Genomic DNA, 16,437 nt, shown 5'->3' with positions numbered 1-16,437 from the left:
AGGCGCTCTATAGCCAACCGCCATCCGTTCTTGCTAAAATAGTAGCAAACGATGAGACGGTGGGGGATGGAGATCGATGCGCTTTGACGAACGGGTGCGGCTGTATGCCGATAAGCTCCTCTTTTACAATTCAACGCCAACGATAACGACGGCGGCGTTCCAATGGAACAAGCCGTTTTCGGGCGTTTTTCGCGCGAATCTCAACGAGGAGCCGCTTGACTCGCTCGCGGCGGACGAATGCGGGACGTTTGCCGTCGAGGTGAAGCCGAATGAAGTGCAAACGGTGCTCGTTGTCGACTAGGAACGAAAAAGATCATGACAGAAGCTGGGGCTGATCGCCACCAGCTTCTTTTTTAAAACAAGAATGTGAATATCTCCCCTGTTTTGTAACACAGCTGTAACAATTGTTAAACGAAATGGTCCAAAAAAGAGGCTGTCAACTCCCTTTTTCCTAGAAAAATGTGGGTGGCTAGAATAATAGAGGGGAAAAAGGAAGGGCAGTTAGTGAAAGGATGCCGCTTCCAATCGTTGCAACTGCCGTGATGGGCAGCCAACTGGCAATGAAAACAAGCGCTTGTTTTTCCAGGTGTTGCCAGCCTGCGTTTTTTCCATTTTAGCCCAAAAATATTACAAAAAACCCGTGTTATAATGAGGGCGAAGGCAAGGGAACAACGAAACCGTTCCTCTTCGAATCTCATCGTGTAGGCATGACTGACGGACGCAATATCTCTGAAACTTTCAAATAGAGGATACAAGGAGGAATTCCGATGAAGAAAAAAATGGTAGCAACAATCGCAGCTTCGGTCGCACTCGCCGGCGCTTCGTTCGCGGCAACGAAAACGGAAGCAGCTGGGACGACGTGTCCGACAGCGAATGCGTATCAAGTAAAATATGTCAGCACAAACGTTCAAGATTTTGAGAAATGGCTGCAACAATACTTCCCGTTCGTGTCGTTCCAACCCGTAAAACCGGCAACACAACAACCGGCGGCAAAACAGCCAACGACAAAACCGCAGGCGCCGGCAACGGTCAAACAGCCAGCGACGAAACCGGCTGCGAATACGCCAGCACCGGCGAAAACGCCAGCGACGGCCCCAACAGCAGCACCGCAAAAAGCAACTGGCTTAAACGCCTATGAGCAACAAGTCGTTGAACTGACGAATAAAGAGCGGGCAAAATACGGCTTGCCGCCGCTTCAAGTTGACTTGGCCCTCAGCAAAGTCGCACGCGAAAAATCGCGCGATATGGCCGTGAACCACTACTTCTCGCACAACAGCCCGACGTACGGTTCTCCATTTGAGATGATGAAAAAATTCGGCATCTCGTACACGGCTGCCGGGGAAAACATCGCCAAAGGCCAACGCACACCACAGGAAGTCGTCAATGCGTGGATGAACAGTGAAGGCCACCGCGCGAACATTTTGAACAAAAACTTTACGCACATCGGCGTTGGTTTTGAAGAAAATGGATATATTTGGACGCAGCAATTCATCCGCAAGTAAGAGACAAAAGAAATGCAAGTCGAGGGTGTCCCAAAAGGATCGGGACACTTTTTTTATTATGTATATAGGCATGAAACAATATGTTGTGTTTGGTTTAAGGAAAAACACCCTTTTGGGTCAGCCCTTTTTTATTTGAAAAATATTTCTCCGATCCCCTATAAAAATATGATATAATTTCCAAAGAAATTCGAAAGACGAAAGATTAGGGGGACAGCGGATGCGAATACGCGATTGGGACCGCAACCTAAAAGTGCGCCTGTTTGGCGAGGCGCTCATGAATACGACCTTTTGGATGTTTTTTCCGTTTATATCGATTTATTTTGCCGATGCCTTTGGCAAAGAGACAGCGGGGTTGTTGTTGATTGTTTCGCAGTTGTTCTCGGTCATCACCAATTTAATGGGCGGCTATTGTGCTGATGTATTCGGACGCAAGCGGATGATGGTGTTATCCGCCTACGGACAGGGGGCGGCGTTTTTCGTTTTCGCCTTGGCCAGCTCCCCGTGGTGGTCGTCGCCGTTTGTTGGATTTCTTAGTTTTACGCTGGCTGGCATTTGCGGGTCATTTTATTGGCCGGCGAGCCAGGCGATGGTGTCCGATGTGGTTCCGGAGAAAGACCGGAGCGATGTGTTTGCTGTGTTTTACACATCCATCAATATTTCTGTTGTCATCGGCCCGACAATTGGCGGTCTTTTTTATGCTGAGCATCGGTTTGCCTTATTGCTTTTGGCGGCATGTTCATGTTTTGCGATGGCAACACTGCTCTCCAAAACGTTGCGTGAGACGGCGCCTCTAGCCGCAGCCGGCCAACAAAGGAGAGGGACATGGCAGTCTTTTTTGCGCACGCAGTTCAAGCAGTATGCCATCATTGTCCGCGACCGTGTCTTTTTCCTGTTTATCGTTGCTGGAGTGTTGGTGGCACAAACGTTTACACAGCTTGACTTGCTGATCCCGGTATATACAAAAGAAACGGTCGAAGCCGAAACATTGGCAGGATGGACGATTGACGGCGCGAGCGCCTTTAGTTGGCTCATTGCCGAAAACGGTCTGTTGGTCGCACTATGCACGGTGGCTGTGACGCGTTGGATGTCTCGCTACTCGGAGCGGCAGGCGTTTGTCGGTTCATCCGTCTTATACGGCATCTCGATGTGGCTGTTTAGTCAAACGTCTTCGCTGCTCGGATTGATCGCGGTCATGGCGCTGTTTACGCTGGCTGAGTTGATGACAGCTGGCTTGCAGCAGTCGTTCATTTCCCGCTTGGCTCCGGAGGCGATGCGCGGCCAATATTTTGCCGCCGCCAGTCTCCGTTTTACGATTGGGCGGATGTTGGCGCCGCTGTCGCTCGCCGCGGCGGAATGGATCGGCTATGCATGGACGTTTGTTGTCCTTGGGATGCTGGCGCTAGGAAGCGCGGCCTTATACGCCTGGATGTTTCAACAAGTCGGGCGGCGAATGGAGCGACCGAACGCTTCGTTTTCGCGATAATGGGCGGTGCAAACGGCTATCCGTTTTTCGCTCAGGCGGGTATAATAAAAAGCGCACCGTTGTTCGTGTAACATATATTCCCTGTCTCTGACATAAAGTGGAACTAGACAGCGAGAAGGAGAGGGGAAGCGCTCATGAAACCGCGCGTGTTCGAACCGGATGCCATTGAGGGGGAAACGGGAAGCCGCGGCGGTCAGAACGGCGCCGCGGCGTTGGCGCGCAGCGAAAAGAGGCAGCAGGCGCGCGTTTTGTCTCGGGAAAAGAGGAGAAAAAAGCAATACCGTCTCATCGGCTGGCTGCTTGTCGCCATCGTCGTTCTGTGGGGGGCGAGCACGCTTCTTTGGAGCGGGTATGGGGCGTTGAAGACGGCCGCGAGCCGAGAAATGGCCATTATGCGTTTAAAAGATGCGATCGAAGACCGCGATGTGGCCGCTTTGCAGGCGATGCTGCGGGTGACGGAGGAAAGCGTGCCGATCAACGAGAAAACGTTGGCGCCGTTGTTCGCGTATGTGGAACGGCACCCAGAAGCGTATAAACAGCTAGATCGGGAGTTTGCCCGCCAGCGCAAGAGCGGCCACGTGTATATTAAAGGATTGACATCTTACCCGCCGGTGTTTACGATTCATGTGTTTGAGGACCGGTATGTGTTTGAGCCAGCCCTCTATTTTCTCCATGTGCGCGTCGATGATCCGGAGGCGTCGCTTGTCGTCAATGGGGTGAAAACGGAAGAGGAGGCGACGAAAGACCCATTTGTCAAAAAAATCGGCCCGTATTTGCCGGGCGCGTACGCTGTGACCATCGTCCATTCGAACGGGAAAAAGAAAACCACCCGCGTCGAGCTGTTTGGCGGCGCTCGTGTCCATGAAGTCGACATCACGAAATGAACGAATAAGCAAATACCGCTTCCACGACGGCGGTAATGACAACATCTTGCGTCTGCACAGGCGGCGCTGATGAGGGAACGCTGAGAACAGCCGGACCGTATGGCGTCGGCCGGATCGATGACTGTTCTTTCAGTTCAATCGGCGTGTCATAAAGAGGCAAGCTGAGAGCGCGGGCGATGGCCAGCGCTTTTTCTTTGGCGTTTTTCACGGCCAACGCCAATGCCTGCTGGTAATAGGCTTGTTCGTTTGCTAGACGGAATTCCAAGCCGCGGGCGAGGTTTGCTCCATGGGCAACGGCCGCCTCGTAAATGGCGCCGGCTTTTTTAGGGTCGCGGACGGTGATTTCAAGCCAATGTTCGACTCCATAGCTGGATAATACGTCGGCTCCATTGTGATGTTCGTATTGGGGATAGATGGAAAACGCCGTCGTCTCCAAATCTTCTGTTTGCACGCCAAGCGCCTTGAGTGCTCCAATGACTGCGTCGGTGCGTTTCGCGTTGTCAGCAAGCGCTTCTTGAATATGGACGTGTTCGGTGCGCACCCCGAGCGCAATGAGGACGGTGTCTGGCTTGGCGATGACTGTCCCTTGGCCGGTGACGGTCAGTGCGGCGCGGGAGGCGGTTGGCGGTGTGGGGCGGTGCCAAGGCTGCATCGTGTTCCCTCCTTCTGCTGTTAGGCAGTTTTTTTGTCATCATCCGCCGCCTGCCAATAGTAGACGCGCGGCAGTCCGGCATAGCACCAATATTCTTTCAACAGCGAGATCGCGACAAAGGAGACAAGCTGCCAATTGATCGCTTTCATCCCGATTCCCCTTTCGATGGCCCTGTTACTATAGCCTATTCGAAACGGCCATTGTCCTATGCGCGCCGTCCAGTTGGCGATGAAACTTCTTTGGGCGCTTGTACGTATCATGGAATGGACATGCTATAATGAAAGAAAAGATAAAGAAGGAGAGGGACAATGAAGCAGCTGCTTCGTACGATATGGCGTTGGTTTGTCTCATGGAACGCAGGGGTCATCGTCGCGGTGATCGTATTCATCACTGCTGATTTTCGCTTTTGGCCTTCGATTTTATCCGGAATGGGGGCGATGTGGGGGGTGTCCGCCATCATGAAAAGGCGGCATCATCGCCTGCCGGCTGATGTGTCCGCTGAGGAGCTTGTCTACGTTCGCAGCCAGCTTGGCGAAGCGCGCGCGTTATGGAAGCGGCTGCGCCGCGCTCGCTATCGGCTTCGTTCTGTGGTGATGTGGCAAACGGTTTCCCGGTTGAGTGCCATCGTCGATCGAATCATTCGCGCCATCGAGCAACAACCACATCAACTGCGCCTCGCCCAGCCATTTTTCTTAAACGAATGGCCGACGGCGGTGGAGATGGTGGAGAAATACGTTTATTTGGCGCAGCAGCCGGTGCAAAGCGCCGATATGGCAAAAGCGTTGCAGGAGACGGAAAGAGTGCTTGACGAGCTGACTTCAGCGGCTGAACGGCAGTTGCTTGAGGTGTTATCGAACGACATCTGGTCGCTGCAAACGGAAGCGAAATGGCTCGAGCGATCGCTCCGACAATCGGATGGGCTTCGTCTGCCGCTGTCAAAGAAAGGAGAATGACGATGGACGAACGGAATCACGGGATGGAATCGACGGATTGGCTGCAAGGGCTGGAACGGACAAGTTCCCTTGATGAGCTGCTTGCAAAGCCGTTTTCTTCGCCGGCCGAATCGCGGCTCAAGGAGGAAGAAAAGCCGGCGCGCGCGCTTGATGCGTTGAAGCCTGAGCATCGGGAAAAAGCGCTTGCGCTCGCCAAACAAATCGACCCGGCCAACCATCAGGCCGTCTTGCAATACGGTGTGGCGGCGCAAGCCGAGCTGTCGAAGTTTTCTCATGCGATTTTGCATCATGTGCAAACGAAAGACGCTGGGCCGGTCGGCGAAGTGATCAGCGAACTGATGGCCAAAATTAAGGAGGTCAACCCCGATGACCTAATGCCGGCGAAAAAAGGGTGGCTGTCCCGCTTGTTCGGCGCAGTGGCCAAGCCGCTGCAAGAGATGGTGGCGAAATACCAAAAAATCGGCGTTGAAATTGACAAAATCGCTGATCGGCTTGAGAAGCACCGGCATTTGTTGCTTCGCGACATCATGATGCTTGAGACGCTCTATGAAAAAAACAAAGACTATTTTGAAGCGCTCAATATTTATATTGCGGCAGCGGAATACAAACTCGAAGAGCTGCGGACGAAGACGATTCCAGAAAAGCAAGCGGAAGCGGAGCGCTCCGGCGACCAAATGGCATGGCAGGATGTACAGGATTTGCGGCAGTTTGCCGAGCGGCTTGAGAAGCGGGTGCATGACCTAAAGCTCAGCCGGCAAGTGACGATTCAAACGGCACCGCAAATCCGCATGATTCAGCATATGAACGAAACGCTTGTCGAGCGGATTCAATCGTCGATTTTGCATGCCATCCCCCTTTGGAAAAATCAAGTCGTGATTGCCTTGACGCTGTTTCGGCAGCAAAGGGCGGCTGCGGCGCAAAAGCAGGTCGCCGAAACGACGAATGAGCTGTTATTGCGCAATTCGGAGATGTTAAAAACAAACAGCATCGAAATCGCCAAGGAAAACGAGCGTGGCTTGGTTGATATCGAAACGTTGAAGCGAACACAAGAAAATTTGATCGCTACGCTCGAAGAAACGTTGAAAATCCAAGCGGAAGGCCGCTTAAAACGGCAGCAGGCCGAACGCGAGCTGGCGGCGATGGAAGCGGAATTGAAACAGACGCTGCTTGCGCTGAAGCGACCGGAGCAATAAGGGCGGATAGGAGATCGTCCTGTTTCGGCTTGCGGCCAAACGTCCGATGGATCCGCCCATGGCTGTAGAAGAAAGCGCCGAAAAACCAAAGATCCTCATGCGAAACGGGTGTCTAGCGAACGAGAAGACACCCGTTTTTTCGTTCGCCATCTGTGTTATGATTTCCCAATTGAAGCTCCCCCACTTCCCTTTTGTACAGGGCGCAACCCAAAACGAAGTGGAGATGCAGCCATTGAATGTTCCAAACAAAGGTGGAGTCATTCACGTTGAAGCCCTGTTTGGAAGGAAGGAGAAGCGGCTGGCGTCTCAGACTGCAGCCGCCAACATTTGTTCCTCCTTCATAGGATGGGGGGATGGGGAGGCTCTTGATGATGCTGTTCATCCTCTTGTTCCGCTCGTTCACGATCGTTGCCGTCCGGGCGGGCGGCGCGGACATCAAACTCTTCTGCCGCCTCCGTTTGCCATTGGCGGCCGATGAGCGGGGCGTCTTTTTCACCGTGCTCGACAGTGACAAATCGCAGCACATAGGCGTGAAACAGCAATTCTCCGAACGCTGTAAGCAGAGCAGAGAAAAACGCCGCGTTTAATATGGCGGCGCCGGCGATGTCATAAAACGCGCCGATGCCGATCCATACCGCCACAAACACAAGTCCAAAGTCGGCAATCGTCGCTGAGACGTTGCCAAGGCGCCGCAGAACGTACAAGTCGCCGAGCGCATAGGCGACAAGCGTCAGCCAAAGGCTGAACCATAAAATCTCTGCCGATGAAATGCGCAAAAACAGCGGTAAAATGGCAAACATCACCGTGGCGGTCAGCAAATATTTCAGCACTAACGCAAGCAAATGTCTCATTGGGATTCGCCGCCTTTATTCTGCTGGATGGTTTGGACCTTCTAGTTTTTTATCGCCGCATCCCGGCTGTTTTTCCCTGTCTTTGTCCGGTTGCTGCTTTTTTTGTTGCTGTTCAACGCTGTCGTTTCGTGTTGGCTTTCTAGATCGGAAGAGCGTCGTGTAGGGAAANGTTCTGTTCGAAAAAATGAGCCGAAAATAAAATCTCTGCCGATGAAATGCGCAAAAACAGCGGTAAAATGGCAAACATCACCGTGGCGGTCAGCAAATATTTCAGCACTAACGCAAGCAAATGTCTCATTGGGATTCGCCGCCTTTATTCTGCTGGATGGTTTGGACCTTCTAGTTTTTTATCGCCGCATCCCGGCTGTTTTTCCCTGTCTTTGTCCGGTTGCTGCTTTTTTTGTTGCTGTTCAACGCTGTCGTTTCGTGTTGGCTTTCTCATCGGGGCTATCATCCTCTCTTGATCGTTGTTTATTCGTTAGTTTGCCACGTTTGCCTTTCTATATGCATTCATCATCCATAAACTTCCTCTGTTCATTTTTCGCTCTTGTTTTCACACTAATCACGAAACAGCATTCATGTAGGAGGAATGGTGGATGACGAAAAAGAAACGGCCCGTTGCGATTGCGGGGCAGCAATACGATCCGGCAGATGGCGGGGACGAGTCGTTTGTGTATGAGGCGCTCTCTGAGACGCGCGAACAGGTAAGCGATGTGTATGCAGAAGGAACGATTGAGGCGGCAGTGAATCAAGAAAATGGTTCGAACATCCCCCTTTCGCAGTAGTAAGAAACGTCAAGGAGCTGTTCCTTGGCGTTTTGGTTTATGTTTGTGAAACGGGAGGGGAAAAAGGAAAGAAAAACAGTTCGTACTTTCCCCCATCGTCGTCTATACTAGTAGTGCGCACGGCGATTCACCGATATAAGGGGGATGATCATCGTGAGATGGCAGCGGGCTTTATTGGCGTTGCTCAAAGAGCGGAAAGACCATTCCATCGCGTTGGCGATCGACACATCAAACCGTCCGGAGCGGCCAATGCTCATTCAAAACATTGTGAAGCTGTTTGAAAAGCTGCGTCCGGATACGCTGCTCGTCCAAGCGGATTTTAAAATTCGCGATGTCTCTCCGGTTGGCGTGGCGACGATTAAATATTTCAAGCACGGGAAATCGTCGTACACCGAAGTGTTGGAATGGGCCGCTGCGCAAAAAATCGATACGTTGTTTTACATCACCGATGTAACCGGCTATTTTTATGAAGAACTCGAAGTCGACTATGAAGTGTTTTGGCTTGTGCCGGACGATTATATGCCGCGCGTGCCGTTTGGCAAGCCCATTCGTGTGGCGTAACACTGTGAGGAATGCCCCTCGTGATGAGGGGCATTCTTTTTTTGTTAAGAAATTTAACAAACTTTTTGTGTTTGAAACCGATTGCAACCAAAAACACGCGTTGCTTTTGGTTGGTTTATGTTATATATTATGACATATAAAAGGGATGATAAATGACAAAAGGGGGATGCGTAAAATGGATGAAAAAACGTTGACGCTTGGGCTGGATGCACTCTGGGTCATGCTTTCGGCGGTGCTCGTCATCGGCATGCAGGCAGGGTTTGCTTTGCTTGAGGCCGGATCAACGCGCATGAAAAACTCCGGGCATGTGGCTGGCAAACAAATTTTAAGCTTTGCCATCGCCTCATTGGCGTTTTGGGCGTTCGGCTTTGCGATTACGTTTGGGGCTGGGAATAGCTTCATCGGGACGGAAGGATGGTTTTTAAAAGAAGGAAAAGGAACGTTTGACTCGTTGTCGTGGGCGAATGTGCCGCTCGAGCTCAAATTTTTATTCCAGCTCGGCTTTGCCGGCGTGTCGCTGGCCATCGCTTGGGGCGGCTTCGCTGAGCGGGCGAAACTGTCTGTTTATTTTCTTTTCGGCACGATTTTTACGATCGCCATTTACCCGGTGATCGGCCATTGGGTGTGGGGCGGCGGCTGGCTTGGAAAAATGGGAATGCAAGATTTCGCCGGTTCGACCGTTGTTCACTTGCAAGGAGCGATTGCGGCGCTCGTGGCTACAATTTTGCTTGGGCCGCGCATCGGCAAGTTCAATAAAGATAAGACTCCAAACGTCATTCCTGGGCATAACCAAGTATATACGGTCATTGGCGGATTGATTTTATGGATCGGCTGGTTCGGCTTTAACGCTGGCAGCACGATGGCGGTTGGCGACGGATTTTTCGGCTATGTCGCGCTGACGACGAATTTGGCCGCCGCGGCGGGAGCGATCGCCGCGATTGTGACGGCGAAAATTTTGGTCGGCAAAGCGGACATTCCAGCGATGGTCAACGGCGTGCTCGCGGCTTTGGTTGCCATTACCGCCGCGTGCGCGTTCGTCGAACCGTGGGCGGCGGTTGTGATCGGTGCAGTGGCGGGGTCGTTTACGTTCTGGACATCCATCTACTTTGAACGCAAAGGGATTGACGATCCGATTTATGCTTTTTCCGTCCATGGTGTCGCTGGCATTATTGGCACGATTTCAACCGGGTTTTTCGCCTCGCCGCGTTTAGTCGAGATCACGGGCATCGGGAAGGCTGGACTGTTTTACGGCGGCGGATTTGATCAGCTGATTGTGCAAACGGTCGGGGTGCTCGGCGCTGCGGTGTATGTCGCTGCTGTTTCGTTTGTCATCTTATATGCCCTGAAGAAAACGATCGGGCTGCGTGTCACGGCGGAACAAGAAATTTCAGGTCTTGATATTAGCGAGCACGGTTCTTATGGCTATCCGGAACAGCTCGATCCGGCGTATCAGCCCAAGACCCTCGCCCAGCAGTAGCCAGGAGGGGAAAGGTGATGGAATCGTTGGCGGCAAAGGTGGTCGAGCGGCTAAACCGAGCCGAGTCGGCCGCCGAACTTCGTTTTTGCCACGATGAACTGGCGCGCGAACTGCGGCGCTGTCTAGCACCTGAACAAATGAAGCAGCTTGCAGGCGACGTCGTTTGTGTGCATGAAGCCATCCTTCGCCGCGCGTTCTTCCTTGCGGAGCGGGAGACGATGAAACGGTCGGTCGGCATTCGTCCCCCGGCGTGGTGCTGGTATGTGATGGGAAGCATCGGCCGGTGTGAGCCGACGATTTGGACGGACCAGGACCACGGCATTTTATTCGACTGTCCTGAGGAAGAGGAGGCGGCTTGTTATGAATTCATCCGCCATATGGCGGCGGTTGGGGTGGACATGTTGCATGAGGCCGGCTATCCGTACTGCTCCGGTTACGTGATGGCGACGAACAAGCGGTGGGCGCAGTCGGTCCGCGGTTGGGAGCAACAACTTTCTTCCTATTTAGACAGCGGGTGGCCGAACGACATTCGTTTTTTGTTGATTGCAATGGATATGCGGCCTCTTTATGGGGAAGCAGAATTGGCTGAGAAGGCAAGAAAGGCGCTGTTTGCGGCGGTGGCCAAACGGCCGCCGCTGTTGGCGCGCATGGGCGAGCACGTTCAATTTCCTCCGGTTCCGCTCGGTTGGCTGGGCAACGTGCAAACGGAGCGATGGGGGCCGTACAGCGGGGCCGTTCATATGAAACAAAGCGGCTACGTGCAACTCACTAACGCTCTGAAATGGTTGGCCTGTTTTGCGCACGTCCCGACGGCGGGCACAGCCGAGCGGCGGCGGGCGCTTGAAGCGAATGGCGTATTGACGGCGCCGCTTTCCGACGCCGTTTGCGAGGCGCTTTCTGTTTACTATTCGATTCGCCTTAAGTACAGCACTGAGGCGGGGGACGGACGTGAATATGTGTTATGGCGGGCGCTTGAGCGGACGGAACAAAAGCAGCTGAAACAAGCGATGCGCACCGCAAAACGGTTGCAGCGCTTTGTCGCCCGGCGGGTGGCTAACATTCATGCATGAGCGGCACCGGTTTTGGCAACGGGCGCTCCGCTTGTTGTCGCTCGGCGTTCCGCGCGAGGCATCATCCGCCTTATTTGGGCATGACCATTCGCTGCAACAGGAAACATGGCTTCGCTCGCTGCAAAAGGAAAAACAGCACATCATCGATTGGCATGACCGTTTGACTGACATCCCGTTTGTCATCATCGATATGGAAACGACCGGCTTTTCCCCGGAGCAAGGCGATGAAATTTTGGCCATGGCGGCAGCGAAAACGGTTGGAGGAGTCGTGACGGATGCGTACATGACGCTCGTCAAGCCGGAAAAGCCGATTCCGGAACATATTTCCGCCTTGACCGGGATTGAGGCGAAGGATGTGGTGTTCGCTCCGCCGCTTGCCGAGGCGCTGCGCACGTTTGTGCCGTTTATTGCCGCCGGCGTCTTAATTGGCTATCATATCGGCCATGATTTGGCGTTTTTGCGCCATGCCCTTTGGCGCCATTATCGGCAAAAATGGAGCGGACGATTTCTTGACTTGCAGCCGATGATGACGCTGATCGGCCATTCGTGCCCGACGTTTGACGATGCGTTAGCTTGTTACGGCATCCGTTGCCCGCGCCGCCATACGGCGGATGGCGATGTAGAAGCCATGGTGAAGCTATGGGCGATCTTGCTCGGCGAACTGCATGAGCTCGGCATCGAAACATTGCACGACTTGTATGCCGCGCTCAGCCGTCATTGAGCTTCCAAGCGGGGAGGTTTCCGAGCGGGAAACGGCCGGTCTGAATAGAAAAAGCGCCGAAGTCGGCGCTTTTTTGTCGATATTAGAGTGGTTTCGTCGGTGTCGGTTCGGCGTAACCTTCTTTATATTTTTCATCGATCATGCGACGGATGTCTTTCACCGATTTCCCGTCTTCATAAGCGGCAATCGACTCAGCGGCGATCTCTAGGCAGACGCCGCATTTTGTCGCGTGGTCATCCCAAACGACTGCTCCGTCTTGTTTATTTTCATGGACGAAACAGTCGTAATTGTTTTGATGGCCCGCTGCTTCACCGCAGCCGCAATAGCACGGGATGTTCTCAAGAAGTTCGCGGTGCTCAGCGGCTTGTTGGTACAACACAGCCATGTCTTCTTCGAATGCACCTAAAAAGCTTGGCAAATGCTCAACCGATTTCGTTGTCTCACGAATATCGCCAGCAGCGGTTTTCGTCATATGCGAATGGCTTTGTTCTTGGCTGCTGTCATCGGCACAGCCTGACAATAGAACGCTAAGCGACAACAGGCATGCTGCGATCTGTGTCGGACGTTTCAATCTTCTTCTCCCTTTCTCTCCTTATTTCATAGTTTGAATGTATCACACTTTGCGCCAGGCGGCAACGGACTTGCTGTCAGGCGTGCTCTTGCCTGGCATGGGAATATTCTTTTTTCAGCTTTTTCCCCACCATTGAAAAATAAAGGATAAACACAACAAGCAAAAACGCTGCATCAGCCGCATATAATGTCCGAAATCCGAACGAAGTCATCAGCACACCGGTAAGAAACGATCCGGCGCTGATTCCAACGTCGAACACCGATAAAAACGTGCCGAGAGAAGAAGAACTGCGCGACAAAGGGCCTGATTGAATCGCCATCGTCTGTAAAATTGGAAACAAATTCCCCCATCCCATTCCGATGAGCGCGGCGCTCAACAGATACACTGCCGCTGTTTTCGCCATGCTTAACAAAAGCAGCCCAATCGCAAACGATGCTGTGCAAAATACAACGAGCGCTTTCGGACCGCGTGCGTCAAACCACCTTCCGGTAAACGGGCGCGAAACAAGCAGCACGGCGGCATAAATCACGAAAAATAAGTTGCCGCTCTCTCCGAAATGAAGCGATTGGGCATAAACCGACACAAACGATAGCACAGGGGCGTACGCCAAGGCAAACAGTGCGCCGATCAGCGCCAGCGGGAGAACGGAAGGTTCAATCATCTGCTTCAGCGAGAATCGGAGTTGCCGCTTTGCAGCCGGCCGCTTCACTTGTTGCGCCGCCAAGCGGATCAATAAGAAGGAAAGGAGAGAAGCGATAGTACATCCGAGCGCGAACACGAGCATCCAAAATGCCCCAAGACGTTCGAGCGAAAAGAGTCCGAAAAACGGTCCGGCTACCATAGCGAGATTCGAAGATAATACAAAATAACCCATTCCTTCCCCTTGCCGCGACAGCGGAACGATATGAGCAACGATCGCGCCGGCTACCATTGTTGCAACACCGAATCCTAAGCCGTGCAAAAAGCGGACAGCAAGCAGGCTAGCGGGATTATCGGAAAATAAGTATAATAAGGAAGAGATAACAAACATGATGATGGACCATTTTAGCATCGGTAATTTCCCGTAGCGCTCGATCAATGGATGGGCGACAAAGCGAACAATAATGGCCGCCGTTAAAAAAACAGCCGATACGAGTCCGGACAGCGACTCATCGATGTGCAAGTCATGTATGGCGTAAATCGGCATGGTGACTAAAAGAAAGTAATAGTTCGTAAACAGAAAAAAATTGCAAAGAAAAAGACTGATAAAGTTTTTCGTCCATAATGGTTCTGATTGGCTCATGAGTCAAGATCCTTTCTTTGTAAAAAATGAAAAACAGCAGGAGAAGCGGCATATGCCGCTTCCGCCTGCATTCGATGAATGTTTCGTATCATATTTATGATAGTACTTCTGACTTGATTTTTCTAGTTGTATGCTCGTAGTTATACAAAAAGTCGGCTGCCTCGTAATCTTGCGGTGTCCGCTGTTTGAAAATCGTGTTGCGCAATAAAATCGTGATCGGATCGGCGGCGTGGAGAATTTCTCCCCATGTCCGGGCGCTTTGTTGCACCCGAGCCGTGCGTGGAATCCGTTCTTTTTGATAAGCGAAAAATGCTTGTTCATAATCGTTTGGATATTGTTTGAACATGTCCGCCAAATAGGAAGCATCCTCAAGCGCTTGACAGCCGCCTTGGGCTAAATATTGAAGCATCGCATGAGCGGCGTCGCCAAGCAAGGTGACTTTTCCTTTTGTCCAGTTATCCATCGGCAGGCGATCATACATCGGCCAGCGGAACTGGCGGTTAATGAAGGATAGAGCGCGCCATACTTTCGGATGGCTGCCTTGGAAACGCTGTTCCATTTCATCCGGTGTTCCCCAGTCGTCACTGCCTTCTTTGTAACGATACGATTTAAACACGACGACTTGGTTATATAGCTGCTTGCTTCGAACCGGATATTGGACAAGGTGCAAGTATGGCCCAATCCACATGATGACATCGTCGAGCTCGAGATTATCTGTTTCTATTTCCTCGATCGGAATGGTGCCGCGGTAGGCGACATATTCGGAACAGACCGGTTCATCATCCGCAAAATATTTGCGGATGTTTGAACGGATCCCATCGGCGCCGATGACCGCGTCGGCAGTAAATGTGTCCCCGCTTTCGCTTTTAACGGTAACACCTTCGCCGTTTTGTTCCACGGAAACAATGGTTTGATTATTGACAAACGTTACTTTTCCCGTCTGGGCGCACGCTTCAAACAAAATGCGATGCAAGTCGGCACGGTGCAAGACGATGTACGGATGCCCGTAGCGTTTCAGGAATGCGTCCCCTAGATCCATTGTGCTTAACTCTTCACCTGTGTAAACATCTTTTAACACAAGCCGTTTTGGAAAGACGGCGACTTTTTGAATTTCATTCATTACGCCAAAACGTTTCAACACAGCCGTGGCGTTTGGCGCCAATTGAATTCCGGCGCCGACTTCGCCGAATTCCGGCGCCCGTTCTAACACCATTGATGTTTTTCCGTTTTCGGCGGCGGCTAAAGCCGCAGCCAAGCCGCCAATTCCGCCGCCGACGATGATCAAATCCGTTTTTGCCATGATGAAAACCTCCTATCTTCATGGTGAGTGATTATCCAAGAACAGGTGTAAATTCCCCAGTCACCGTTTGATGACCGTTGTTGTTTTCAAATGCCTCTTCGCGTTCCAAGCCGAACTTCTCGAGAATCGGCAAGTCGTTTGTCGAGAATAGGTAGCTGTCTTCTTCGGCCACATGTTCATGCCACGCCCAGTTCGGCACGACGAAGAAGTCGCCTTTTTCCCAGTCGAAGCGGACGCCGTTGATGATCGTATACCCCGATCCTTCAAAGACGTGATAGATGGATGCATGCGTATGGCGATGGGCTTTTGTGTGGAAGCCTTTCGGCAATTTTTGCATCCAGGAGGCGATCGTCGGGCAGGCCGTTTCGCCGGTTGACGGGTTAATATACTCGACCGCGTACCCGTCGTACGGATCGGGTTCAAAGCGGCTCAGCCCTTCTAACGCCTCATGTGTCCGCTTCCATTTATACGCGGCCAGCGGTGCTTTTTTCGGATAACGGTCGGAAATTGGGCGCACCATTCCGCCTTCATAGCGCTGTGCCGAGTAGTTGTCCGGCACTTCCGGCTCTTGGAGCCGTTCCGGATACGGATCGAAGAACGTGCCTCCCAAAAAATAGATGGTCGGAATATCCAAGCAGTCCATCCAGATCATCGGTTTTGTGCCCGGGTGGCCATGGCCGTGCCAAAAGCCGTTCGGCGTCGTCAGGAAGTCGCCGCGCTCCATGAAAATGCGTTCCCCTTGCACGATCGTGTAGGCGCCTTCTCCTTCCATCACAAAACGGAGTGCGTTTTGTACGTGACGGTGGGAAGGGGCGGTTTCGCCCGGCAAGATCAGCTGGACGGCCGCATACAACGTTTGGGTCGTCGATGCCCAACCCCACGGTTTTCGGTAGTTCAAGCCCGGGTTTTGCAAGTAGATGGCGCGCCGCTCGCCGCCGCGGTCCGGCGTGAAAATTTGCGTTGCTTCCATCAACTTTTTCTCAAGCAGGCTGTATTTCCATAAGTACGCCTGAGCATGCGGTTCCGGCTGGTGTTTCATCAAATCCGGAATGGCATGCCAAAGCGGGCCTAAATGGTATCGTTCGATATCGCGGTTAAAATCAAGAACGTCTTGGTCTTGTAAAAAGCTCCATTTTTCCGCCATGCAGATGT

19 protein-coding genes and 1 pseudogene are annotated in these 16,437 nt (G+C 52.3%); 11 read left to right on the top strand and 9 right to left on the bottom strand.

All coding sequences use genetic code 11. The features are described from left to right. Positions 1 to 76: 76 nt before the first annotated feature. From T260_RS127445 to T260_RS127460, 4 genes are all read left to right on the top strand, one after another. On the top strand, positions 77 to 301 hold the full coding sequence (locus T260_RS127445) for a glycosyl hydrolase-related protein (protein WP_013145591.1): 225 nt from the start codon (positions 77 to 79) through the stop codon (positions 299 to 301). 466 nt (positions 302 to 767) lie between these two features. Further along, positions 768 to 1,502 carry a CAP domain-containing protein gene (locus tag T260_RS127450; RefSeq protein ID WP_011230938.1) on the top strand — a complete coding sequence of 245 codons (735 nt, stop codon included), beginning with the start codon at positions 768 to 770 and terminating at the stop codon, positions 1,500 to 1,502. Between the two features lie 217 nt (positions 1,503 to 1,719). Next, positions 1,720 to 2,985: an MDR family MFS transporter gene (locus T260_RS127455; RefSeq protein WP_011230939.1), complete on the top strand. Its 1,266-nt coding sequence runs from the start codon at positions 1,720 to 1,722 to the stop codon at positions 2,983 to 2,985. 134 nt (positions 2,986 to 3,119) lie between these two features. Further along, entirely contained in the window at positions 3,120 to 3,869 is a 750-nt protein-coding gene (locus tag T260_RS127460; protein ID WP_011230940.1) for a zinc ribbon domain-containing protein, read from the top strand. Here the strand turns inward: T260_RS127460 and T260_RS127465 are convergent. Both T260_RS127465 and T260_RS1000000140525 read right to left on the bottom strand, forming a co-directional pair. Continuing rightward, entirely contained in the window at positions 3,859 to 4,521 is a 663-nt protein-coding gene (locus tag T260_RS127465; RefSeq protein WP_014195621.1) for an SIMPL domain-containing protein, read from the bottom strand. The genes T260_RS127460 and T260_RS127465 overlap by 11 nt on opposite strands. A 20-nt stretch (positions 4,522 to 4,541) precedes the next feature. After that, entirely contained in the window at positions 4,542 to 4,670 is a 129-nt protein-coding gene (locus tag T260_RS1000000140525; protein WP_013145587.1) for a hypothetical protein, read from the bottom strand. A gap of 159 nt (positions 4,671 to 4,829) precedes the next feature. On the opposite strand from T260_RS1000000140525, the gene T260_RS127470 reads away from it, so the two are divergent. Continuing rightward, positions 4,830 to 5,474: a 5-bromo-4-chloroindolyl phosphate hydrolysis family protein gene (locus T260_RS127470; protein WP_014195622.1), complete on the top strand. Its 645-nt coding sequence runs from the start codon at positions 4,830 to 4,832 to the stop codon at positions 5,472 to 5,474. Positions 5,475 to 5,476: 2 nt separating this feature from the next. Next, entirely contained in the window at positions 5,477 to 6,667 is a 1,191-nt protein-coding gene (locus tag T260_RS127475) for a toxic anion resistance protein (RefSeq protein ID WP_014195623.1), read from the top strand. A 338-nt stretch (positions 6,668 to 7,005) separates the two neighbouring features. Here T260_RS127475 and T260_RS127480 read toward each other — a convergent pair whose 3' ends face one another. The 3 genes and pseudogenes from T260_RS127480 to T260_RS1000000140520 all read right to left on the bottom strand — a co-directional run bounded on the left by T260_RS127480 (position 7,006) and on the right by T260_RS1000000140520 (position 7,960). Further along, entirely contained in the window at positions 7,006 to 7,518 is a 513-nt protein-coding gene (locus T260_RS127480; protein WP_013145584.1) for a YndM family protein, read from the bottom strand. A 193-nt stretch (positions 7,519 to 7,711) separates the two neighbouring features. After that, positions 7,712 to 7,816 (bottom strand): annotated as a pseudogene (locus T260_RS1000000140985) (YndM family protein); the annotation flags it as partial. A gap of 15 nt (positions 7,817 to 7,831) precedes the next feature. Next, positions 7,832 to 7,960, bottom strand: a complete 129-nt coding sequence (locus T260_RS1000000140520) for a hypothetical protein (protein ID WP_014195625.1) — start codon at positions 7,958 to 7,960, stop codon at positions 7,832 to 7,834. Positions 7,961 to 8,114: 154 nt separating this feature from the next. On the opposite strand from T260_RS1000000140520, the gene T260_RS127485 reads away from it, so the two are divergent. The 5 genes from T260_RS127485 to T260_RS127505 all read left to right on the top strand — a co-directional run bounded on the left by T260_RS127485 (position 8,115) and on the right by T260_RS127505 (position 12,132). Next, positions 8,115 to 8,303: a YozQ family protein gene (locus T260_RS127485; protein ID WP_014195626.1), complete on the top strand. Its 189-nt coding sequence runs from the start codon at positions 8,115 to 8,117 to the stop codon at positions 8,301 to 8,303. Between the two features lie 153 nt (positions 8,304 to 8,456). Continuing rightward, complete coding sequence (locus tag T260_RS127490; RefSeq protein ID WP_014195627.1) at positions 8,457 to 8,864, top strand: VWA-like domain-containing protein; 408 nt, start codon at positions 8,457 to 8,459, stop codon at positions 8,862 to 8,864. Positions 8,865 to 9,039: 175 nt separating this feature from the next. After that, on the top strand, positions 9,040 to 10,341 hold the full coding sequence (locus T260_RS127495) for an ammonium transporter (protein ID WP_020756901.1): 1,302 nt from the start codon (positions 9,040 to 9,042) through the stop codon (positions 10,339 to 10,341). Positions 10,342 to 10,358: 17 nt separating this feature from the next. After that, on the top strand, positions 10,359 to 11,411 hold the full coding sequence (locus tag T260_RS127500; protein ID WP_023634137.1) for a DUF294 nucleotidyltransferase-like domain-containing protein: 1,053 nt from the start codon (positions 10,359 to 10,361) through the stop codon (positions 11,409 to 11,411). Next, positions 11,404 to 12,132 carry a 3'-5' exonuclease gene (locus T260_RS127505; RefSeq protein ID WP_023634136.1) on the top strand — a complete coding sequence of 243 codons (729 nt, stop codon included), beginning with the start codon at positions 11,404 to 11,406 and terminating at the stop codon, positions 12,130 to 12,132. Before T260_RS127500 ends, T260_RS127505 begins: the two co-directional genes overlap by 8 nt. A gap of 82 nt (positions 12,133 to 12,214) precedes the next feature. Here the strand turns inward: T260_RS127505 and T260_RS127510 are convergent, their stop codons facing one another. The 4 genes from T260_RS127510 to T260_RS127525 form a co-directional block, all read right to left on the bottom strand. Continuing rightward, positions 12,215 to 12,703 (bottom strand): PCYCGC motif-containing (lipo)protein, encoded by a 489-nt coding sequence (locus T260_RS127510; protein WP_023634135.1) that lies wholly within the window; start codon positions 12,701 to 12,703, stop codon positions 12,215 to 12,217. Positions 12,704 to 12,779: 76 nt separating this feature from the next. Continuing rightward, positions 12,780 to 13,985 carry an MFS transporter gene (locus T260_RS127515; protein ID WP_023634134.1) on the bottom strand — a complete coding sequence of 402 codons (1,206 nt, stop codon included), beginning with the start codon at positions 13,983 to 13,985 and terminating at the stop codon, positions 12,780 to 12,782. Positions 13,986 to 14,079: 94 nt separating this feature from the next. After that, positions 14,080 to 15,285, bottom strand: a complete 1,206-nt coding sequence (locus T260_RS127520; RefSeq protein WP_023634133.1) for an FAD-dependent monooxygenase — start codon at positions 15,283 to 15,285, stop codon at positions 14,080 to 14,082. A 31-nt stretch (positions 15,286 to 15,316) separates the two neighbouring features. Continuing rightward, entirely contained in the window at positions 15,317 to 16,429 is a 1,113-nt protein-coding gene (locus tag T260_RS127525; RefSeq protein ID WP_023634132.1) for a cupin domain-containing protein, read from the bottom strand. Between the last annotated feature and the right edge of the window lie 8 nt (positions 16,430 to 16,437).

It is taken from the genome of Geobacillus thermopakistaniensis (genome assembly GCF_000498995.1).
Taxonomy (GTDB): domain Bacteria; phylum Bacillota; class Bacilli; order Bacillales; family Anoxybacillaceae; genus Geobacillus; species Geobacillus thermoleovorans.
Note: the sequence above shows the minus strand (reverse complement) of the source record. Positions and strands in the feature narration are given on the sequence as shown.